The following is a 22,944-nucleotide window of genomic DNA, read 5'->3' as shown; positions in this document are numbered from 1 at the left end:
GGGAGTTCAGAATAGAAAAGTGGGGATAAAACGTGCAGACTTTGCTGTTATGGATGTTTTACATTTCAACTTTTTATGCTTTTATTCCGGCGCTGGTTAGTCGTATATTTGGTTTCCGGGTGTTCAGGCGCGGCAAAAGTGAACAAGAATATGCGCTCACCTTTGATGATGGCCCTGATCCAGTGTATACATCGCAGCTGCTTGATTTACTGAAGTGTTTTGATGCCAAAGCTACTTTTTTTGTTGTTGGGATAAATGCAGAAAAACACCCTGAGCTTCTGAAACGCATGCATGATGAAGGTCATCTAATTGGTATTCATAATTATGTGCACAAATCGAATTGGCTTATGCGGCCTGTTACTGTTAGAAGACAAATTGCCCAGACAGAGTCAGTCATTCGTCGAGTAACTGGCGAGGGAACGACCTTTTATCGCCCACCTTGGGGGATAGTGAACTTCTTTGATATTTCCAACACCAATGGTCGTCGAATCGTATTATGGTCTTCCATGTTCGGGGACTGGAAGGCAAGCATTGGAGCTAAACAATTGGCAGAGAGAATGCTTAAAAAGCTAAGGGGTGGCGAGGTGATGCTGCTCCATGACTGTGGTACGACATTGGGGGCAGACGCGGAAGCGCCACAGAATATGCTAATCGCACTGGAGAAGCTACTGAGGGTCGCCCAAGAACGACAATTACGCAGCGTGCGGGTGGATACATTGTTTTGCCGTCAGTCTGTCAATCAACCTACTGCCTCCGAGATGTCCAGTACGGGTTGGTATAAAAGAACGCTGGTATTTGGATGGCTTCAGTATGAGCGTCTATTTCATGTTTTGTTTCGTCTTCGTCCCGTAAGTCAGGAGGATACGATCTTTTATTATCGTCGCCGTATCTATCATGGGCCAAATGTAAATATGGAGAACAGCAGGTGGCTAAAAAAAGGGGACCCGGTAATCGAACTTCATTTTGATAATAAAAAGTTGTTCCAATTGGGTTCGACGGCAAAGTCGATGGTACATCTAGCTATTCAATTAATTCGGATTGTAAAAAAACAACTTCCTGATCTGACCCAACGCATTGTACATGATTCTGAAATGAAGGGTGTAAAGGCGATCTATGCAGTAAGTATGATTCATCGGGGACCAGAGAAGTTGGGATTTCAAGTTCGAGAGCTTCCCAAAGGATTGTTTAAGCATGTGTCCACTGTATATCTTAAGCTGTTATTTCGTGTTATCCATCCTTCGGGCTTAGAGAAATTGAATGAAAAAAAAGATGTAATGGTACCGAAAATAATTGTGATGCCACTGGATACCTTGTTTGAACGTTTTCATCAGGGAGACTCACACCGCTCAAACGAAGCTCTTGAGCAAACAGCTCAGAGAGATGATGTCCATGCACTCAACAGCGAGCTGACTGAATAGGCTAACCCTGATGACCTAATAAAAAAGCCTCTCGATCCTTTGTTAGGGATCGAGAGGCTTTTTAGCCGTTCATAAAGTAGTCCTATCTTAGCAAAGCATTTAGATTTTCATAATTCCGCCGTTACTTGCGTTCGTCACCAGCTTGGAATAACGCGCCAGGTAACCCGTTTTCACCTTCGGCTCAAAGCCTTTCCAGTTGGCGCGACGACGTTCGAATTCTTCGTCCGTAATCTGGAGCTCAATCTTACGATTGTTCAAGTCCAGCTCGATGATATCGCCGTCCTCAACAAAAGCGATAGGTCCGCCTTCTGCAGCTTCGGGGGAAATATGACCGATGGAGATACCACGGGAAGCACCTGAGAAACGCCCGTCTGTAATCAGACCCACCTTGGCACCAAGCCCCATGCCCACGATTTGTGAAGTTGGAGCGAGCATTTCAGGCATACCAGGTCCGCCCTTTGGACCTTCATAACGAATAACAACAACGTGTCCTTCATTAATTTTACCGTTGGCGATACCTGCCAGTGCATCTTCCTGTGAATCAAAGCAGATAGCAGGACCTTTGTGATAACCACCAACCGAAGGATCAACTGCACCGACTTTAATGATGGAGCCTTGCGGTGCCAGATTACCGAATAATACAGCCAGACCGCCACGTTCGGAATAAGGGTTGTCCAGTTTGTGGATGACGTTAGTATCCAGAATTTCCTGACCCTCTACGTTTTCACGAATGGTTTTTCCGGTTACAGTAATACAGTCTCCATGCAGTGCGCCTGGTTTCTTCAACAATTCATTCAGTACTGCGCTTACGCCGCCTGCATTATGAACGTCCTCAATATGATAGTCGGAAGCAGGTGCCAATTTGGACAAATGAGGTACGCGGTTTGCGACTTCATTAATACGTTCGATAGGGTAGTCAACTTCTGCTTCATGGGCAAGTGCCAATGTATGCAATACTGTATTTGTGGAACCGCCCATTGCCATATCCAATGCAAATGCATTATCAATAGCTTCTTTAGTCACGATATCACGTGGTTTAAGATCCAGCTTAATCAATTCCATCAATTGGCGTGCAGATTGTTTAACGAATTCTTTACGTTCTTCTGCTACTGCGAGAATGGTGCCGTTACCCGGCATAGCCAGACCCATTGCTTCTGCGAGACAGTTCATGGAATTCGCTGTGAACATCCCTGAACAGGAGCCACATGTCGGACAGCCATATTGTTCTAATTCAAGCAAGCTTTGATCGTCGATTTTACCAGCCTGATATGCACCTACGCCTTCGAAGACGGAGGTCAGGGAAATAGAGCGTCCGTTCTTGTCTTTACCAGCTTTCATAGGACCGCCGCTGACGAAAATAGTTGGAATGTTAACGCGCAATGCGCCCATCATCATGCCAGGGGTAATTTTATCACAGTTAGGAATACAAACCATGCCGTCAAACCAGTGAGCGGACACGACAGTTTCCAGAGAGTCAGCTATAATTTCGCGACTGGGCAGAGAATAACGCATACCGATGTGGCCCATGGCAATGCCGTCGTCTACACCGATGGTGTTAAACTCAAAAGGTACACCGCCTGCGTCACGAATGGCTTGCTTGACAATTTTGCCAAACTCCTGTAAATGGACGTGGCCTGGTACGATATCAATATACGAGTTACATACCGCAATAAACGGTTTGTCAAAATCTTCTTCCTTGACACCCGCTGCGCGCAGCAAGCTGCGGTGAGGAGCGCGATCAAAGCCTTTTTTAATCATATCGGAACGCATTTTCGTCTTAGCTGTCATGATGCTGGTTTCCCCCCAAAGTATAAAAATAGTATGGCGTTCAATGGACGCCGTGATAGCGCAGATGTTTTCTAAAGAGTCTATCATAGATGTGAGCTTTTTTCTACATATATGAAGATATTGAAAAAATACAAGAAGTGTTCTGTAATCAACAATATATAGACATGAGCAGTTTTATTTGTCTATATATTGCATTTAGAAGAGGTTTTAATTTGAATCTATTAGAAATATCTATACTGATAGGTTTGTGTATCAGGGAAAATATGAAAGAGCCCATACCGCAATAAAGCAGATGGGCTCAGCTTGTTTATATGTTAAAGGAGAGCGGAAGAGGACATTACACCTTAATTTCTGCCACCTTTACGACCGATGTCTCTGTAGAAATTTTTGTCGTGCGACTCAGCTGTAGCATCGCCGCCCTTTTTGCCGATTTCCTGATAAAATTCTTTATCGTGAGAGTTTGCAGTTGCTTCCCCGCCTTTTTTACCAATCTCCTGATAAAATTCCTTATTGTGCTTCTTGGAAGTAGCTTCTCCACCCATACGACCTGCCTCTTCGCGACTCATTTTCCCCTGATTTTGATTACGTGCCATTACAAATCACTCCTTAATAAAAAAGTTGTTTTTTGTTGCGCGCATCCTTTACTTACCACGTCACGCCTGTATGAAACAGGCTCCAAGTGGAGTAAAGAGGGGGTAGACTTGCTCACATGTTGGTCTGTAAGTGGGTTGTGGCGTGTTCAATGTTAAATAAAAAATGGATAAAAAAATTACGCGGACCGTCTAAAGGGATAAGGAGCTGGCCTTAGCATCCACTCTACCTGTGGCTCAATCAGAGGTCGTGTTGCAGTTCGAACCCAAGGCATGGTCAACATACAGCACAGACCAGCAGCACACACCACAATCAACATGACTTCCACTGGAGTATCTATATATTCGTAGACTCCCTTCGCAACGACGGTACGGACGATCAAGCCATGCAGTAAAAAGACATATAGTGTCCGTCTTCCCATCTCGGTTATACGTCCTGTGACAGCTGGAACAAAGCTTAGGAACGCCATGGATGCTATCCATTGAACTCCATAAATGCCGATGCGGTAAATTCCTGCGTACCATTCGGTATGGCCCAATTCACCGTAAGTCATATTGCCATACAGCCAGCCTGCCGGGATGTCGAAATACGACGTTCCCGCCAGTACCATAAGCAGAAGAGATATAAAGCCAGCGATTATGCGGACAGGAGCTGTGAAGAACCGCCGAACGTCCGCATAATTCAAATGATAACCTGCTACAAAGTAAGGCAAATAAACAAAGGTTCTGCATACGCTCAGCCATATACCATCCACAGGGAGATACCCGACGAGGATACCGAGCAGCACGGATATACCCAATTGGAGGACAGGTGGTATTTTCTGAAAAGACAGCATTAGCAGTCTCCAACAGATATGGCTGGCAAGGAACCAGAGTAGCAAATAAGGAGCAAAGAACGAATGATGGATATGGGGAACGTGGAAGAGTGCAACATCCAAGATCGAATAGAGCGATTGAAAAATAAGATATTGCATACCAATCTGAAGCAGAACTTTTCGGCCTGCAGATCCGGTCAAAGATGTTTGGGCAAAGTAGCCTGTAACGAGTACAAACAACGGCATATGAAACATGAATATCCAGCTGAACCATTGTTGAGCAATATGAAATGAACCGACTAGAGGCTCCAGAGCATTTCCTGCAAATACGCATATGATCAACAGAAATCGCAAATTGAGAAAGAAGCTTTCCCCTTGTACATCATGGCTTGTCGTCATGTGTTTCCCTCCGAGCGGCTTCTGCCGAATAAACTATTTAAAAAATAATTCTTTACAAGGAACAAGGTACGATACTCTGGACTTTATCATTGTGATTTTATTCACAATAGTAAGCGTTATCATAACCTTATTGTGTGGCGAAAGCTTGAACACCGGACAAAGACGGGCTAATACTTGGAAATGTATGCTGATTTGACCCTGTGTGTGCAACGATGTTACCCTAACAAGGCTATAGTTACGCTGAGAATACAGCGGCACATTTTATATTCAAATTACGAATTACGAGGTACGAAAGGCGAAAGGAACTTTTACAATGAGAAGAAGAACAAGAAGATCATACAATTCATATGGGACACGTGGTCCTCGGAGAATATGGAAAGTTCTCTTAGGCATCCTGATTATTATTGCACTGATAGCAGGGTGGGGAGCATGGAAGGTATTTACGCCTTATCAGCCTGACGAGACGGCGGCGGCTGCATTAGCCGAAGTAGCGGATGCTGTGAAAGTAAATGAACAAGAACATTGGGTTGGTTTTGAGCCTGTAAAAAGAAGCGGAGCTGGAGTCATTTTGTATCCAGGGGCGTTGGTGAAGCCCGAAAGCTATGCGCCTTTGGCACGCCGTCTGGCGGAAAAGGGTCATCATGTGATTATTGCAAAAATGCCACTCAACCTTGCATTGATCTCCCCGGATCTAGCGAATGAAGTGCTAAAGGCATATCCGAAAGAAGCGTTTGTTATTGGAGGTCATTCGTTAGGTGGAGTGATGGCGGCCCGATATGCAGCTGCGCATCCTGATCAGGTCAAAGGTGTATTTTTCCTTGCCTCCTACCCGGATAACAAAGGAAATTTAAAGGATAAAAATCTGCCTGTTATTTCTCTACTGGGAAGTGATGATGGAGTCGTCCAGATGGAAAATGTCCAAAGTGGTAGAACTTATTTACCTGCCAACACGCTGTATTTTACAGTCGAAGGGGGGAACCATGCCCAATTTGGCAGTTACGGTGCCCAGAAAGGGGATAATCCTGCGAAAATTAGCGCCGTCGAGCAATGGAACCAGACGGTAACGGCTTTACAGGATTGGATGAAAGAGAGTGTGGATTCAGCTTCTAAGAACCCGTAAAGGAGGTGTAATGCATGTCTGAGCTGATCGTGCAGGGGAAGCGATACCCATGCCGTGGCATCTTATTCGATAAAGATGGCACGCTGCTGGATTTTATTCAGTTGTGGGGCCCCTGGGCTCGTTCTATACTGGATATGATGGAGCAGCATCTTGCCGTGGCGGGTGCCGGTTTTACGGTGGAAAAAGGTACCGTTCTAGGTACTGTTCACGATCAGGAGGGGCGTGTGATCGGTTACGATCCTTCTGGCCCGCTGGCCATGGGGACGGTGGACGAAAGTACAGGGGTACTGGCTTGGCAGCTTTATACTGCTGGTGTACCGTGGAATGAGGCTGTGCGGCTTGTCCGCGACTTTAATAAAACGGCGATGGCTGATATTCGGCGACATCGGGCAGCGAAGGTGTTTCCAGGATTGCGGACATTGCTGGAGCAAAGCCGCCATGCCGGGCTGAAGCTGGCAGTTGTGACCTCTGACAGTACCGAGGCTGCACAGGAGCATTTGGAGTGGATGGGGCTGACATCTTATTTTGACGAGATTATCGGACATGATAGGGTTACATACGGTAAGCCTGACCCGGAAATGGCTGAAAAAGCCTGCGCGTTACTAGGACTGTCGCCGGCGGACGTGGTAGTCATCGGAGACAGCAATGGGGATATGCAGATGGGCAAGCGTGCCGGAGTGCGGCTCGCTATTGGATTTGCGCCAGAAGCAGAACGTTCTGGTCATTTACTGGATGCGGATAAGGTTGTTCGTGGATATGAAGAACTGGAGGTGCGTAGGGTATGAATGTTAATACGTTGGCGGAATGGATACAGCAATCGCAGAATGTTGTTTTTTTCGGCGGAGCAGGCACATCTACGGAAAGCGGTATTCCGGATTTTCGTTCGGCAGCAGGCCTGTATCAAAGTGAGGAGAAATTGCCTTATTCCCCTGAGGTTATGCTGAGCCGTTCATTTTTTGTGAAGCATCCTGAGGTGTTCTTCGACTTCTATCGCAGCAAAATGCTGCATCCCGATGCGGAGCCGAACGGTTGTCATCATTTCCTCGCGTCATTGGAAAAACAAGGCCGTCTAAAAGCGGTTGTGACCCAAAATATTGACGGTTTACATCAGGCTGCAGGTAGTGTGAATGTACTAGAACTTCATGGCTCGGTGCATCGCAACCACTGTATGGAATGTGGACGCTTTTACAGTCTAGATGAAGTGATGAACAGCTCTGAGGTTGTACCCAAATGTCCGATAGATGGAGGAATTATCAAACCGGATGTCGTTTTATATGAGGAGGAGCTGAATCAGGATACCATTATTCAATCCGTTCAGGCTATTTCGCAGGCTGATCTGCTGTTAATTGGAGGAACGTCGCTGACAGTACATCCCGCTGCGGGCTTGATTACTTATTTTCGTGGTAAACATACGGTGCTGTTGAATACAGATCCGACCTCGTATGATCATAAGGCGGATCTTTTAATCACTGATCCAATCGGTAAAGTTATGGAAAAACTTGCTCATCAATTAGGTTTGTAATCGTTTTCTTGTCAACGCCTGGATAAAAGCGCTATGATGATGTTGTGATGGACATTACAATGTTTCGAGAGAGGCTGGGATAGCATGGTTTATTTAGCTGGCGAAGATCGTTATGAAAGTATGAAATATAACCGTACAGGGAGATCAGGTCTAAAACTGCCCGCTATTTCGTTGGGCTTGTGGCACAATTTTGGCGGGATTAACAACGCGGAGAATGGCCGTAGCATGATTACCCGCTCCTTTGATCTGGGAATTACGCATTTTGATTTAGCTAATAACTATGGCCCTCCTGCGGGATCAGCTGAGGAATTTTTTGGACAAGTTTTAGCCAGTGATATGAAACCGTACCGGGATGAGTTGGTCATCTCCACCAAAGCGGGCTACAATATGTGGGCAGGGCCTTATGGAGACTGGGGATCTCGCAAGTATATGATATCTAGTCTGGATCAGAGCCTGAAGCGGATGGGGCTGGACTATGTCGATATATTCTACTCTCACCGATTTGATCCTGATACGCCGCTGGAAGAAACGATGGGAGCACTGGATCATATCGTACGTTCTGGCAAAGCGCTGTATGTGGGTGTGTCCAATTATAGTGCGGAGCAAACAGCGGAAGCAGCTCGCATTCTGAAGGAACTGGGAACACCGCTTCTGATTCATCAGCCGAAATACTCCTTGCTTGACCGCTGGATTGAAAATGGATTACAAGATGTACTGGACGAAAACGGGGTAGGCAGCATTGCCTTTTGCCCGCTGGCGCAGGGATTGCTGACCAATAAATATTTGAACGGAATTCCTGAGGATTCACGTGCAGCGAGTACATCGGTTTTCCTGAATGAGAACCATGTGACGCCAGAGACACTTCGCAAGGTACGCGCCCTGAATCAGATGGCTGCTGCACGCGGACAAAGTTTGGCTCAATTCTCGCTGGCCTGGGCTCTGCGCGGCGAACGTCTGACCTCTGTCTTGATTGGGGCAAGCCGTGTAAGCCAAATTGAAGAAAATGTTGCTACTTTATCCAATCTGGACTTTTCTCAGGAGGAACTGGATCGGATTGATTCGATTCTGAATGCCGGGAACTGACAGGACGGCGGCACAGCCTAATGGCGAAAGTTAATTTGTAGTCATCGGCCTAATTTCGTGTTCTCTTATACAATATAAATTAACAGCCCGTATCCGTTTAAAGGATGCGGGCTGTTTAAGTCTGTTTTACGACTGTGGATACTGCTTAACCTTGCTTCGGTACTCGGTTGGAGACTGACCACAGAAGCGCTTGAATTGACGTGAGAAATATAAGGCATCAGTTAGTCCGACCGAAGCGGCCACTTGCTCTACCGATAGTTCAGGACGCTCACGCAGCAGTTGACGTGATTTGTCAATTCTTAGCTTAAGCAGATAGGTGACGGGGGAGATGCCCGTTTCCTTTTTGAATATCCGTGACAAATACGCACGGTTATAACCAAGTCCTTCAGACATTTGCTCAATGGAAACGGGATGTGCGTACTGAGTGGACATATATTGCACCATCTGCTTGACTGTACGTTGAATTTGTGAATCCGCCCCGGACGGATCAGTCCAGTCGCTCAGGTAATTGCCTGCTTCCCCCATAATCAGATACAAATAGCCCAAGGCTGATAAATGAGAACTAGATTTTCTGCTATAAAAGGCCAATTGCATTTGCTTCAAATAACCGGGGATTGGACTTTGATCGGAAGCATGGAAGACAGGCTGGTGAACACGCAACCCTGCCTCCTGCACCACCTGCTCAGTATGGTGTCCAGTAAACGCAGACCAACGATAACGCCACGGTTCCTCTTCATCAGAGGTATAGCTCACCAGCTGACCAGGATGGATAAGGAAAAAATCGTTTACTTCAAGCTGATATGTGTGCTGTTCCGTTCGGAAGATGCCTTTGCCCGATTCTACAAAGTGGAGCAGATAGTAATCATAGATTTTCGGCCCTACGGCATGACCGGATTTGGTTTGGCTCTCTCCTGCAAAAAGCACATGCAGTGGGCTATTTTCATAAAACACTGGATTAGAGGCGACAGCATAACTATATGAATGCGTTTGCAAAACAGGGTCATCCTTCCTGCATTTGTGAATAGTTTAGCGTATGCGGTATACTTACATTGTACATATCCAAGTCACATTTATCCATAGCTTAAACACATGGATGCATTACATTGTGTGACGCTTTCATTTATACTGAAATCATAAGAGATGTCAACCTGATTAAGATGTTACAGGGAAATCAGGTGGCCTTTACTAACGGTATACGAGGTGGATGCGGATATGAACTCTACTGAATTAAAGAAACATTTTATTAAAAAATATGGTGGAAGCAGCAATGAACTGCGGATATTTCATGCACCTGGACGTGTCAATCTGATTGGAGAGCATATCGACTATAATGGTGGTTATGTACTCCCGGCTGCGCTGGAATTTGGAACGACGCTGATCCTTCGTGCGCGTAATGATGATGAGATTCATTTTGCTTCGACAAACCTGTCGTATGAAGTATCTATCTCCCGCGGAGAAATAGGTAAAAACAAAACGGATGAGTGGGTGGACTATCCGGTGGGCGTGTTGGTAGAGCTAGCTGATAAGGGAGTTTATCCGTCTAAGGGATATGACCTGCTCTATCACGGAGAAATACCGAACGGTGCTGGATTATCCTCTTCAGCCTCCATTGAGGTTGTTACAGGATACGCGTTCCTCACTATTGAAAAACAGAAAACAGATACGGTCGAAATCGCTTTGTTGTCCCAGCGAGCAGAAAACAATTACGTTGGTGTCAATTGCGGCATTATGGACCAGTTCGCTGTAGCGAACGGAGCAGCTGATCATGCAATTCTACTGATGTGCGATACGTTGGATTACCGCAAAGTTCCATTCCGTACGGGAGATTATAAGTTGGTGATCGGCAATACAAATAAGCGTCGCGGTTTGGTGGACTCGGCCTATAACGAGCGTCGTAGCCAATGTGCCGAAGCACTGTCCATTTTGCAGCAGCAGGAGCCGTCACTGGAATACCTCGCTCAGCTGGATGAGACGCGTTTCGGAGAGCTTCAGCACCACATCACGGACGAAACAGTGCGTCGGCGGGCACAGCATGTGGTGGAGGAAAACGCTCGTGTATTGGCCTCTGTCGATGCTCTCGCGGCGAATGAACTTGCAGCTTTTGGTCAGTTAATGAATGCTTCTCATGATTCATTACGCGATTTGTATGAGGTCAGCTGCACGGAGCTGGACGTCATGGTTGAAGAAGCCCGACGCATTCCTGGCACGTTGGGTGCTCGTATGACGGGAGCTGGATTTGGAGGGTGTACGGTTTCGTTGGTTCATGAGGACGATGTTGAACGTTTTGTGAAGGAAGTCGGCGAAGCTTATCAGACCCGCACAGGGCTGGAAGCCAGCTTTTATGTATGCAAGGCAGGAGACGGAGTTAAAGAACTGAAGGAGGACGAATAACATGGCCATTTTAGTAACAGGTGGAGCTGGATATATCGGTTCACATACCGTAGCAGAATTGTTGAATCTGGGAGAAGAAGTTGTGGTGCTGGATAATTTGCAAACAGGGCACAAAGCAGCGTTGCTTGGGGGCAAGTTGTATGAAGGGGATTTGAGGGATAAAGAATTACTGTCCAAACTGTTCTCTGAAAATAGTATCGATGCAGTTATCCATTTTGCAGCCAACTCGCTGGTTGGAGAAAGTATGCAAAATCCTGGTAAATATTACGACAACAATGTATTTGGCACGCTGAGCTTGTTGGAGGCGATGAAAGATGCCGGAGTGCGCCGAATTGTATTTTCCTCTACTGCGGCTACCTACGGCGAACCGGAAAAGGTGCCGATTGAAGAGGGTGACCGTACAGAGCCAACCAACGTGTATGGTGAAACAAAGCTGATGATGGAGCGCATGATGTCGTGGTTTGATAAAGTTTTAGGCATCAAATATGTGTCTTTACGGTATTTTAATGCGGCTGGTGCGCATGAGAGCGGCAAGATCGGCGAAGATCACCGACCAGAAAGTCATCTGATCCCATTGGTGCTCCAGACAGCCTTGAAACAGCGTCCACACATCGCTGTGTTTGGTGAGGACTATGCGACACCTGACGGCACATGTGTTCGGGATTACATTCACGTAAGTGATCTGGCGGATGCTCATGTGCGTGCAGTAAATTATTTGCGCGAAGGCAATGACAGCAACGTGTTCAATCTGGGCAACGGACAGGGCTTCTCTGTGAAAGAAGTAATTGAGACAGCACGCAAGGTCACCGGGCTCGAGATTCCAGTTGTGACAGAACCTCGCCGCGCAGGCGATCCAGCGATATTGGTTGCATCTTCTGACAAGGCTCGTTCGGTGTTGGGCTGGAGTCCAGCGCGTACCCAACTGGAGGATATTATTAGCGGAGCATGGGGATGGCATCAGTCGCACCCTCACGGCTACGGCGACGAATAGACGGGAGACGATGACATATGAGCGAGCGCCAATCTGCAGATAAAGGCCAAGGCCGGGAACATTCCCGGCATCTGGCCCATGACATCGACGAAACTGTACAGCAGTCGGCTCTATATGCGGTGGAGCAACTGGTTGCATTCGCACAAAATAAGGGCTTGGTCGGTCCGCAAGACACAGATTACAGCCGTAATTTGTTATTGGATCAGTTTGGTTTTTCCGAGCCTTATTCAGGTAGGGATGTAGGGGGCATTATGGCCCCTGAAGCCCTCCAGCCTGTGCTTAATGTATTGATAGATTATGGTTTTGCCATAGGCCTTATCCCCGAAAACACAGATACGTATCGTGATTTGCTGGATTCCAAAATTATGGGACTACTGATGGCGAGACCATCTGAAGTCATCCGTGACTTTCATCAAACGGAGGCTGAACGTGGCATAGAGGCGGCGACTGATGCTTTTTATCAATTATCTATCGATTCGAACTACATCCGAATGGATCGGGTTGCCAGCAATGTGTACTGGAATCAGTCGACATCTTACGGAGATATGGAAATTACGATTAATTTGTCCAAGCCAGAAAAAAGTCCCAAGGAAATTGCGATGGCGAAGCTTTTGCCGCCGCCTGTTTATCCCAAGTGTCAATTATGCCGTGAAAACGTTGGATATGCAGGAAGAGTAAATCATCCGTCCCGTCAAAATTTGCGTATCATTCCGGTGGAATTGAATGGGGAACCGTGGTTTTTTCAATATTCACCCTATGTGTATTACAACGAGCATTGCATCGTGTTCCATCATAATCATGTACCGATGAAGCTCACGAAGGATACACTGCGCCGATTACTGGCCTTTACGAAAGCGTTTCCGCATTATTTTATTGGCTCCAATGCGGATCTGCCGATTGTCGGCGGATCGATTCTGACCCATGATCATTTTCAGGGTGGTCGTCATACATTCCCAATTGAAAAAGCGGGTGTGGACGGCGTATACCATAATGAAGCGTTCCCGCAGGTTACAGCAGGGATTGTAAATTGGCCGATGTCGGTCATCCGTTTTACGTCAACAGATGCCGAGGCGCTGTTGGAAGCGGGAAATGCTGCTTTTGAAGCCTGGAAAGCTTATAGTGATCCTGTAGCTGATGTCCTCTCTCATACAGAGCAAGAGGGGGAAACGATTCCGCATAATACTGTGACGCCGATTGTGCGCCGTGATTCCGAAGGCAGGTATCAGATGGATCTCGTACTGCGCAACAACCGAACGAGTGAAGAGTACCCGGAAGGTATTTTTCATCCTCACCGCGAGATGCATCACATCAAGAAGGAAAATATCGGTCTGATCGAAGTTATGGGACTTGCCATATTACCGGGGCGGCTCAAGGATGAACTGGATGGAATTGCAGATATTTTGTGTGGGGATGACAAACTGGCTGTGGCTGTACAGCAAGAAGGACATCCGCTGTTTAAGCATGCAGACTGGATTTACCAGTTAAACACTCGGTTCGGTCGTTTGCCTGACAAGGAGACGGCTGTTCGTACCATACAAAATGAGGTTGGACTGAAATTCAGTGAAATTTTAGAGCATGCAGGAGTATATAAACGGAATCCGTCCGGACAGCAGGCCTTTGGTCGTTTTATGAAACAATTGGGATATACTTTGGGAGAATAAAATTGCTTGCGAAGCACATACTATACTACGAGAACCCTCCCAAGATATGACATGGAACCATGCTCCTCAAGGAGTGTGGTTTTTTTCTGAAAACAAAGCAGATTTGTTTCCTGTAACCGAAAAGGTTATAATAGAGTAGTTTCTTAATATTAAACTTTAGAACTATTGGAGGCGAGCGTTTGCGATGAAAGCATTCGAATTTTATAATCCTACACAATTGATCTTCGGTAGGACAATTGGAGGCTCTCAAGCGTGAAGTTCCTAAATATGGTAAACGTGTATTGCTTGTATATGGCGGCGGCAGCATTAAGCGCAGCGGCTTGTATGATAATGTAATAGGTTTGCTTGGTGAAATCGGTGCAGAGGTAACGGAACTGGCTGGTGTGGAACCGAATCCTCGCTTATCTACAGTACATAAAGGCGTGGAATTGTGTAAAACACATCAAATCGACCTCGTTCTGGCTGTAGGAGGCGGTAGTGTGCTGGATTGTTCCAAAGCCATTGCTGTTGGTGCAAAATATGATGGCGACATGTGGGATTTTGCAGAGCGTAAAGCGGCACCACAGGCAGCATTGCCATTAGGTACGGTTTTAACTATGGCAGCCACTGGTTCTGAAATGAATGCGGGTTCTGTTATTACAAATGAAAAAACACAGGAAAAATTGGGCTGGGGCAGCGTATTTGCGTTCCCTGCGTTTTCTATTCTTGATCCAGTGAACACATACTCACTGCCGCAAAATCAAACGGTTTACGGAATCGTAGATATGATGTCACACACGCTGGAGCATTATTTCCATCTGGAATCCAATACTCCGGTCCAACTTGGCTGGTGCGAAACGATTTTGCGTACGGTAATGGACGCGGCTCCAGGTCTGGTCAACGATCTGGAAAACTACGAGCTGCGTGAAACAATTATGTATTGTGGTACGATGGCGCTGAACGGCTTCCTGAACATGGGGCTGACAGGTGACTGGGCTACTCACAATATCGAGCATGCGGTGTCTGCTGTTTATGATATTCCACATGGTGGAGGACTGGCTATTCTGTTCCCGAACTGGATGAAACACAATCTGCATGTGAAGCCTGAACGCTTCAAACAACTGGCTGTCAATGTGTTCCATGTAAACCCAGAAGGCAAGAGTGATGAGGAAGTGGCGCTGGAAGGTATTCAGGCGTTGCGTGATTTCTGGAACTCGATTGGTGCACCAAGCCGTCTGGCTGATTACGAGATTGATGCGTCCAAAATCGATGTTATGGCTGATAAAGCTGTGAAATTCGGATCTTTTGGTGGCTTTAACAAGCTCAATCGCGAAGATGTAGTCGAAATTTACAAAGCATCCCTGTAAAACGACATTTGTATCATTTAAAGCACGTTTGTGCGTCATTAGACGTACGAACGTGCTTTTTTGGGTTTGATTTGGGATATTGGAGGAAAATTTTGAAACTTTTTTAGGTTGAATACGTAAACATAGTTATAGACTGGAAACCAGACTGAAAAGGTACATGGAAGGAGGAGTCGCATGGAAACCATATTTTGGTGGCTATTGGCAGGGGGCGCTATCTTTACCGTGGTCAGTGTGCTGATCGGGGATGTACTCGGTAGTTGGCTGGATGGTGCATTGGAGCTGCCGGGCCTTGATTGGTTCAGACCTGTCGTTTTACTTGGAGCCATGACCGCTTTTGGCGGAGCTGGAGTACTGCTGACAAAGTATACCGGGCTGAGCACGGGATGGGTCGTCGTGCTTGCTTTAGGGATTTCGTTTGTCATCGGAATACTCGTGTTCTTTGCGTTTATCAAACCCATGGCGAATTCGGAGGTATCCAGCGGCTTCTCCATGCGTGAGCTGACTGGCCGGATTGGTGAGGTCACCATTCCTGTTCCTGAGGTTGGTTACGGGGAGGTTATGATCCGCTTGGGTGCAGGCAACACCATACATACAGCATCGAGCTTTGATCACAAACCGCTTGCTGCGGGAACCCGTATCGTCGTGGTTGAGGTCGCAGAGGGCGTCGTCCGCGTAGCGTACCTGGACACCTAGACGGCGCAATCGCTTAACTTGAAGGGAGCGTGATCGGGAGTGTCAAATTTGCAAGATATTGTGCTGGTCCCTGGGATTGTTGTTATCGTTATCGTCATATTAGGGATCGCTTTTTGGGCCCGCTACAAAACGGTAGGGCCGGATGAAGGGATGATTGTGACGGGTTCTTTTCTGGGAAATAAAAATATTTCCGAGGATGACTCTGGACGTAAAATTAAAATTGTACGCGGCGGGGGGGCCTTCATTTGGCCTATTTTCCAGCAGTCCGAATTCATCTCTCTGTTGTCCCATAAACTGGACGTAACCACACCGGAAGTGTATACGGAGCAAGGAGTTCCCGTGATTGCGGATGGTGTGGCGATCATCAAGGTCGGCAGTTCTATTGAAGATGTGGCTACAGCAGCCGAGCAGTTCATCGGGAAGCCACTGGAGGCTCTTAGGGGAGAGGCTCAGGAAGTGCTGGAAGGGCATTTACGCGCAATCCTCGGCTCGATGACAGTGGAGGAAGTATATCGTAATCGGGATCGGTTTGCGCAGGAAGTACAGGGCGTGGCTGCTCGTGATCTGAAAAAGATGGGCTTGCAAATCGTTTCCTTCACCATCAAAGATGTGCGTGATAAGCACGGATATCTGGATGCGCTTGGTAAGCCGAGAATTGCCGCTGTGAAACGGGATGCTGAGATTGCGGAAGCCGAAGCTGTGCGGGATGCCCGGATTCAGAAGGCGCGTGCAGAACAGGAGGGCCAGAAGGCCGAACTGCTGCGAGATACCAACATTGCCGAGGCAGCCAAAGAGAAAGAACTGAAAGTGGCTTCGTTTAAAAAAGAACAGGATACAGCGAAGGCAGAAGCCGATCAGGCTTATCACATCCAGGAGGCCCGTGCCAAGCAGACTGCCGTCGAGGAGCAGATGAAGGTCGAGCTGGTGCGCAAAGAACGGGAAATTGACCTTCAATCCAAGGAAATACAGGTACGTGAAAAGCAATATGATGCGGAAGTGAAAAAGAAGGCAGAAGCCGATCGGTATGCGGTCGAACAAGCGGCGGAAGCAGATAAATCGCGTAAAATGCGTGAGGCTGAATCACTGCAATACTCGATTGAGACACAGGCTAAAGCGTCAGCTGAACAAAAACGTCTAAACGGGCAAGCAGAAGCGGATGCCGAACGCGCCAAAGGTACGGCAGACGCAGATGTCATCCGTTTGCGTGGACTTGCAGAAGCGGAGGCCAAGGAAAAACTGGCGGAGGCGTTCCAGAAGTTTGGAGAGGCTGCCGTGCTTGATATTATCGTAAAAATGTTGCCTGATCTGGCTGGACGTATTGCCGAACCGATTGCGTCCATTGATAAACTCACCGTAGTTGATACAGGAAAAGGAGAAGGAGCAGCGCGTGTCAGTAATTATGTCACCGAACTGATGGCTACGGCGCCCGAGATGCTGAAGAGTGTATCCGGTATTGATGTGGAACAGTTAATCAAGGGGCTTACCACTGGGAAAAAAGGCCTTCATTCCGTGCCGTCCTCCGGTGAAGCGAACAAGCAGCCTCTTCCAGCCTCGGTGGAGGCAGCACTAACAGATAAAGAATAACGATAAGTCTTTGGGAGCTTCTATCCCTAACCAAAAGACCGCTTTTCATCACAGCATTTTCCGGCAATGTGATGAAAAGCGTTTTCTTTTTATTGACCTTTAGCCGAATATTTGGTACTTTAACGTGGATTCCTCTGAGCTTCATGCTATAATTCTTAGGATCAAGGTTCTGATAAAAGAGGTGCGGATGTGAGCAGCCTAAAAGTGGCCAAAGCGCTGAATAACAATGTGATTATAGGAATGCACCCCGAGCATGATGAGGTTGTCGTGATTGGAAAAGGAATCGGTTTCAATCGCAGACCCGGCGATCTTATGCCGTTGGATTCAGTTGAAAAATTATTTATATTAAAAAGCCATGAAGAACAGGAGCAATACAAACGGTTGCTTCCTGAGCTGGATGAAAAGCTCATCGAGGTCATCGGTGAGGTGCTTCATCTTGTTCAGCTTCAAGCAAAGAAGCCTCTAAATGAGCACATTCTGATTGCTTTAACTGACCATATCGCTTTTTCCATCAACCGTCATAAACAGGGAATTACGATTCATAATCCGTTTTTGTATGAGACTAGGGAAATATATCCTCAGGAATACAAGATGGCTGAGCAGGCTGTTGCTTTAATCAGGGATAAGATGAATGTAGATCTGGGAGAAGATGAAATCGGATTCGTGGCCCTGCATATTTATAGCGCCATGACAAACCAGCATATTTCCGAGGTTAGGAAGGATTCTCGTCTGATTGCTGATATGGTTCAGGTTGTCGAGACGACACTGGATTATCGAATCCCTCTCCAATCCCTTGATTATTCTCGACTGCTGACTCATCTGAGGTTTGCGATTGAACGTGTGCGCCGGGGAGAGATTGTGCAGGAGATTTATCGATTGGACAAGCTTTTGAATGAAGAATATCCAGAAATGTATATGCTGTCCTGGAAACTGACGAAGATTATGGAGAAAAGGCTACGTAAACCTGTTTATCCGGCTGAGGTTAGTTATTTGACAATGCATCTGCAGCGGTTGTCCCAACGCAAAGAGCAGGGGGAGCAACAAAAAGTGATAAAACCGGAATAAAAAAGTATTGCCTCGCATTTAGTGGGGTGCTATAATCAATTTTGCAATGAGGAAGACAACAACTGAACATTTAACGTGTTACTGATTCGATCAGGCATGAGTTGTTTTAAGTTATGATTGTTTACAGCCTACTGGGGTAAGCTATATCCCAAGGTTGTTTTCAAACATACTTAAATCGGCTCATGCCTTTTTTGTTGTTTTGCCTCTGTTCTAAATTTCAGAGAAGGATGTGGAAGGTATGTTTAAAAAGCTTTTCGGCGTTTTACAGCGTGTCGGTAAAGCATTAATGCTTCCTGTAGCGATTTTGCCAGCTGCGGGGCTTTTATTGGGTATCGGTAACATGCTGGTCAATCCTGATTTTCTCCAGTATATTCCGGCATTAAATGCGGGCTGGGTTCAATCGGTTGCGACGATCATGATGAATGCCGGACAAATCGTTTTTGATAATCTGGCACTGTTGTTCGCAGTCGGCGTAGCCGTCGGTCTGGCGGGCGGTGAAGGTGTAGCAGGTTTGGCTGCCATCATCGGTTACCTCGTTATGAACATTACTCTGGGTACAGCCGTGGGTGTCACACCTGGTCTGATTGCTCAAAAAATACCGGGTTATGCGAACGTGTTGGGAATTCCAACGCTTCAAACCGGGGTGTTCGGCGGGATAATCATCGGTATACTGGCCGCAGCCATGTACAACCGCTTTTTCAAAATTGAGCTTCCTTCGTATCTGGGCTTTTTCGCGGGTAAGCGTTTCGTTCCAATTGCAACGGCGGTATCCTCACTTATTGTCGGACTAGCACTGGTTCTGATCTGGCCTCCAGTTCAACAAGGACTTAACGCAGTATCTCACTTTATGGTGTATTCCAACCCGACTTTGTCGGCGTTCCTGTTCGGGGTTATCGAACGCGCGCTGATTCCATTTGGTTTGCATCACATTTGGTATTCACCGTTCTGGTTTGAGTTTGGTGAATATGTTAACAAAGCAGGTCAAACTGTTCACGGTGACCAGCAGATCTTCTTCAGCCAGCTTCGCGACGGAGTGGCTTTGACAGCAAGTACGTTCCAAGTGGGTAAATTCCCATTCATGATGTTCGGTTTGCCAGCAGCAGCGCTTGCGATGTACCATGAAGCAAGACCAGAACACAAAAAATATGTAGCAGGTATTATGGGTTCAGCAGCATTGACTTCGTTCTTGACAGGTATTACGGAGCCACTGGAATTTTCCTTCCTGTTCGTAGCTCCACTGCTGTTTGCAGTACACTGTATATTCGCAGGTCTGTCATTTATGACCATGCAAATTTTACATGTCAAAATCGGTATGACCTTCTCAGGCGGATTTATTGACTTCCTGATTTTCGGGATTATTCCAACCCGTACGCCTTGGTGGTATGTAATCATCGTCGGTCTGATTTTGGCAGTTATTTATTACTTCGGATTCCGATTCATCATACGGAAATTCAACTTGAAAACACCAGGGCGTGAAGAAGCCACAGAAAATGTGGATGGCGCAGCAACTGGTAGTAGTGACGAGCTCCCACACAACATTTTGGCAGCTTTCGGCGGTTCATCGAATATCAAGCATCTGGATGCTTGTATCACACGTCTTCGGATCGAGGTTAATGAGAAATCGAACGTTGACAAAGCTCGTTTGAAACAACTTGGCGCATCGGGTGTCCTTGAAGTCGGTAACAATGTACAGGCAATTTTCGGTACACGTTCCGACACCATTAAAACTCAAATGGCTGATATCATGGCTGGACGTACACCTGCACCAGCTCCGGCGCAACCTGCTCCACAAGAGGAGAAGGAAGCTGGAGAAGAACAACAAACCATTATTGTAGAAGATATTGTAATGCCTGTTAACGGCGAATTGGTTGATATCTCGACGGTTCCCGATCCGGTATTTGCAGAACGTATGACAGGTGACGGCTTTGCGGTCGTGCCGAATGATGGAACGATTGTGTCCCCTGTTTACGGCAAAGTATTCAATGTATTCCCGAGCAAGCATGCGGTTGGTATCCAATCCGATGGCGGTAAAGAAGTGCTTGTTCATATCGGGGTGAATACAGTGAAGCTTAAAGGTCAAGGATTTGACGTTTTGGTGAACGAAGGCGATCTTGTGTCAGCTGGCCAGCCTATTATGAAAGTAGACCTGGAATACGTGAAGGCAAACGCTAAATCCATCATCTCACCTGTCATTTTTACTAACCTTCCTGAAGGTTCTTCGGTAACTTTAAACAAAACTGGAGTATTGAAGGCTGGCGAAGATGGTATAATTACGATAAAATAAACTCTATGTGTTTCGGATTAGTTGATTAGGCGGCTTAGGCCGTCTGATCAATTATTCGGTATACTGCGTGTAAACAAATATTATCTTTAGGAAAGTGGGAGGAACAAATTATGCAAACAACTTTTAGAATTACGGATGAAGACGGTATCCATGCACGTCCTGCAACTGCGCTGGTAAATACAGCTAACAAATTCAGCGGTGCTGAATCTTTTGCCGAAGCTAACGGTAAAAAAGTAACTTTGAAATCCATTCTGGGTGTATTGTCTCTGGGTCTGGAACAAGGCGATACTATTAACATTATCTGCGAAGGCGCTGAAGCTGCCGAAGCACTGAAAGCTCTTGAAAATGTAATCGTCAACGAAGGGCTGGGCGAAGTTCATGCTTAAGATTTCTGGGATTGCCGCTTCGGCAGGCATAGCCATTGCCCGGGCGTTTATCTTGGAGCATCCGAATTACGCTGTAGAGAGACGCGCGGTTGGTGATGTTGAAGCTGAAATCGCAAGATTGGATGCGGCTTTGGCACAATCTCAAACCGAATTGGAATCGATTAAGGAGAAAACGCTTAAGGAACTGGGAGAGAAAAAAGCAGAAATTTTTGCATCTCACCTGCTCATTTTGAATGACCCTGAATTGATCGATCCGGTTAAAGCTAAAATCAGAGACGAGCAGCTTAATGCTGACTATGCTTTGAATGAAGTAGCTACACAGTTCATTTCCATGTTTGAAAACATGAAAAGTGCCTATTTGCAAGAACGCGCATCGGACATGCGTGATGTAACCAAGCGGATCCTGAATCACCTGCTTGGTGTTCATTTTGTTAGTCCTGCAGAAATTGCCGAAGAAACGATTGTGCTTGCAGAAGATTTGACACCTTCCGACACAGCTCAGCTGAACCGTGAATTTGTTAAAGGTTTTGCAACGAATATCGGCGGACGTACTTCGCATTCGGCTATTATGGCTCGCTCACTTGAAATTCCTGCAGTTGTGGGAACGAAAAATATATTGTCTCAAGCTAAAAGCGGCGATTTGATTATCGTTGATGGTTTGGATGGTCACGTATTCGTGAACCCTACCGAAGAGATTGTTGCAGAATACCGTGCTAAACAAGTGGCATACGACAAGCAACGCGAAGAGTGGCGCAAGCTGCGCGGCGAAGCTACGGTTTCTGTCGATGGTGTCCATGTCGAACTGGCAGCCAATATTGGTACGCCTAATGATGTAGCTGGTGTCCTGGACAACGGTGGTGAAGGCGTTGGCTTGTACCGTACGGAGTTCTTGTACATGGGACGCGATAAGCTTCCATCCGAAGAAGTACAGTATACAGCGTACAAAACCGTTCTGGAAAGAATGGAAGGTAAACCGGTTGTAGTCCGTACTTTGGATATCGGTGGTGACAAAGAACTTCCTTATCTGGACCTGCCGAAAGAAATGAATCCGTTCCTCGGATTCCGTGCTATTCGCCTGTGTCTGGATCGCCAGGATATTTTCCGCACTCAATTGCGTGCTTTATTGCGTGCGAGTGTGCATGGTAACTTGCGCATCATGTTCCCAATGATTGCTACGCTGAACGAATTCCGTGAAGCTAAAGCTGTTTTGTTGGAAGAAAAGGAAAAGTTGGTAGCTGAGGGTGTATCCGTATCCGAAGAAATTCAACTGGGCATCATGGTAGAAATTCCTTCTACAGCGGTATTGGCTGACCAATTCGCAAAAGAAGTAGATTTCTTCAGTATCGGTACAAACGATCTGATTCAATACACAATGGCAGCGGATCGCATGAACGAGCGGGTTTCTTACCTGTATCAACCATACAATCCATCCATTCTGCGTCTGGTGAAAATGGTTATTGATGCTGCTCACCGTGAAGGACGTTGGGTTGGTATGTGTGGCGAAATGGCAGGAGATACAACAGCAATTCCGTTGCTGCTGGGTCTCGGACTTGATGAGTTCAGTATGAGCGCCACTTCCATTCTGCCAGCACGTAGTCAAATTTCCAAGTTGTCCCGTGCGGACATGGAAAAACTGGCTACAAAAGCTCTGGACATGCAAACAGCAGAACAGGTTGTTGAATTGGTTCAAAGCATCGAAGGCTAAGGAAGGGTATTACATTTCAAAGGTTATATCTTTTTCCAACAAAAAATTGCTGTGTACATACAGCAGCCGGTATCTAATTAGATACCGGCTTTTTTGCATGCTT

18 protein-coding genes and 1 pseudogene are annotated in these 22,944 nt (G+C 46.5%); 15 read left to right on the top strand and 4 right to left on the bottom strand.

The features are described 5' to 3' along the window. Positions 1-32: 32 nt before the first annotated feature. Entirely contained in the window at positions 33-1,418 is a 1,386-nt protein-coding gene (locus tag MHH57_RS18545) for a polysaccharide deacetylase family protein (RefSeq protein WP_069012475.1), read from the top strand. Positions 1,419-1,517: 99 nt separating this feature from the next. On the opposite strand, the gene ilvD is transcribed toward MHH57_RS18545, so the two are convergent. The 3 genes from ilvD to MHH57_RS18530 all read right to left on the bottom strand — a co-directional run bounded on the left by ilvD (position 1,518) and on the right by MHH57_RS18530 (position 5,010). After that, complete coding sequence (ilvD, locus tag MHH57_RS18540; protein WP_039272868.1) at positions 1,518-3,206, bottom strand: dihydroxy-acid dehydratase; 1,689 nt, start codon at positions 3,204-3,206, stop codon at positions 1,518-1,520. Positions 3,207-3,550: 344 nt separating this feature from the next. Beyond that, positions 3,551-3,799 (bottom strand): general stress protein, encoded by a 249-nt coding sequence (locus MHH57_RS18535; protein WP_023989894.1) that lies wholly within the window; start codon positions 3,797-3,799, stop codon positions 3,551-3,553. Between the two features lie 176 nt (positions 3,800-3,975). Beyond that, a complete protein-coding gene (locus MHH57_RS18530; RefSeq protein ID WP_069012476.1) occupies positions 3,976-5,010 on the bottom strand; it encodes an acyltransferase family protein in 1,035 nt (344 codons plus the stop codon). 313 nt (positions 5,011-5,323) lie between these two features. On the opposite strand from MHH57_RS18530, the gene MHH57_RS18525 reads away from it, so the two are divergent. From MHH57_RS18525 to mgrA, 4 genes are all read left to right on the top strand, one after another. Beyond that, positions 5,324-6,130: an alpha/beta fold hydrolase gene (locus MHH57_RS18525; protein WP_342425136.1), complete on the top strand. Its 807-nt coding sequence runs from the start codon at positions 5,324-5,326 to the stop codon at positions 6,128-6,130. A gap of 14 nt (positions 6,131-6,144) precedes the next feature. Next, a complete protein-coding gene (locus MHH57_RS18520; protein WP_342425135.1) occupies positions 6,145-6,915 on the top strand; it encodes an HAD family hydrolase in 771 nt (256 codons plus the stop codon). Next, complete coding sequence (locus MHH57_RS18515) at positions 6,912-7,652, top strand: NAD-dependent protein deacylase (RefSeq protein ID WP_340886205.1); 741 nt, start codon at positions 6,912-6,914, stop codon at positions 7,650-7,652. Before MHH57_RS18520 ends, MHH57_RS18515 begins: the two co-directional genes overlap by 4 nt. Before the next feature lie 84 nt (positions 7,653-7,736). After that, positions 7,737-8,735: an L-glyceraldehyde 3-phosphate reductase gene (mgrA, locus tag MHH57_RS18510; RefSeq protein WP_039272878.1), complete on the top strand. Its 999-nt coding sequence runs from the start codon at positions 7,737-7,739 to the stop codon at positions 8,733-8,735. A 126-nt stretch (positions 8,736-8,861) separates the two neighbouring features. Here mgrA and MHH57_RS18505 read toward each other — a convergent pair whose 3' ends face one another. Beyond that, on the bottom strand, positions 8,862-9,728 hold the full coding sequence (locus MHH57_RS18505) for an AraC family transcriptional regulator (RefSeq protein WP_069012478.1): 867 nt from the start codon (positions 9,726-9,728) through the stop codon (positions 8,862-8,864). Positions 9,729-9,947: 219 nt separating this feature from the next. On the opposite strand from MHH57_RS18505, the gene MHH57_RS18500 reads away from it, so the two are divergent. The 10 genes and pseudogenes from MHH57_RS18500 to ptsP all read left to right on the top strand — a co-directional run bounded on the left by MHH57_RS18500 (position 9,948) and on the right by ptsP (position 22,841). Then, complete coding sequence (locus MHH57_RS18500; RefSeq protein WP_342434385.1) at positions 9,948-11,126, top strand: galactokinase; 1,179 nt, start codon at positions 9,948-9,950, stop codon at positions 11,124-11,126. Position 11,127: 1 nt separating this feature from the next. Continuing rightward, the gene (galE, locus tag MHH57_RS18495; protein WP_029515709.1) at positions 11,128-12,117 is read left to right on the top strand and encodes a UDP-glucose 4-epimerase GalE; all 990 of its coding nucleotides are present in this window, start codon (positions 11,128-11,130) and stop codon (positions 12,115-12,117) included. A 17-nt stretch (positions 12,118-12,134) separates the two neighbouring features. Further along, positions 12,135-13,778: a UDP-glucose--hexose-1-phosphate uridylyltransferase gene (locus MHH57_RS18490; RefSeq protein WP_029515708.1), complete on the top strand. Its 1,644-nt coding sequence runs from the start codon at positions 12,135-12,137 to the stop codon at positions 13,776-13,778. 184 nt (positions 13,779-13,962) lie between these two features. After that, positions 13,963-15,124: pseudogene (locus MHH57_RS18485) on the top strand (iron-containing alcohol dehydrogenase). Between the two features lie 174 nt (positions 15,125-15,298). After that, entirely contained in the window at positions 15,299-15,817 is a 519-nt protein-coding gene (locus tag MHH57_RS18480; RefSeq protein WP_029515706.1) for a membrane protease regulatory membrane protein, read from the top strand. Positions 15,818-15,865: 48 nt separating this feature from the next. Further along, complete coding sequence (locus tag MHH57_RS18475) at positions 15,866-17,401, top strand: flotillin family protein (RefSeq protein WP_069012481.1); 1,536 nt, start codon at positions 15,866-15,868, stop codon at positions 17,399-17,401. Positions 17,402-17,590: 189 nt separating this feature from the next. Continuing rightward, the gene (locus tag MHH57_RS18470; RefSeq protein WP_029515704.1) at positions 17,591-18,466 is read left to right on the top strand and encodes a PRD domain-containing protein; all 876 of its coding nucleotides are present in this window, start codon (positions 17,591-17,593) and stop codon (positions 18,464-18,466) included. Between the two features lie 238 nt (positions 18,467-18,704). Continuing rightward, entirely contained in the window at positions 18,705-20,750 is a 2,046-nt protein-coding gene (gene ptsG, locus MHH57_RS18465; RefSeq protein WP_069012482.1) for a glucose-specific PTS transporter subunit IIBC, read from the top strand. A 110-nt stretch (positions 20,751-20,860) separates the two neighbouring features. Continuing rightward, on the top strand, positions 20,861-21,136 hold the full coding sequence (locus tag MHH57_RS18460) for an HPr family phosphocarrier protein (RefSeq protein WP_013372579.1): 276 nt from the start codon (positions 20,861-20,863) through the stop codon (positions 21,134-21,136). Beyond that, complete coding sequence (ptsP, locus tag MHH57_RS18455) at positions 21,129-22,841, top strand: phosphoenolpyruvate--protein phosphotransferase (protein ID WP_029515702.1); 1,713 nt, start codon at positions 21,129-21,131, stop codon at positions 22,839-22,841. Before MHH57_RS18460 ends, ptsP begins: the two co-directional genes overlap by 8 nt. Positions 22,842-22,944 lie beyond the last annotated feature (103 nt).

The organism is Paenibacillus sp. FSL H7-0442, from assembly GCF_038593105.1.
In the GTDB taxonomy this organism is placed as follows: Bacteria; Bacillota; Bacilli; order Paenibacillales; family Paenibacillaceae; genus Paenibacillus; species Paenibacillus polymyxa_D.
The sequence above is the reverse complement of the archived record's forward strand: the minus strand, read 5'-3'. Positions and strand labels throughout refer to the sequence as shown.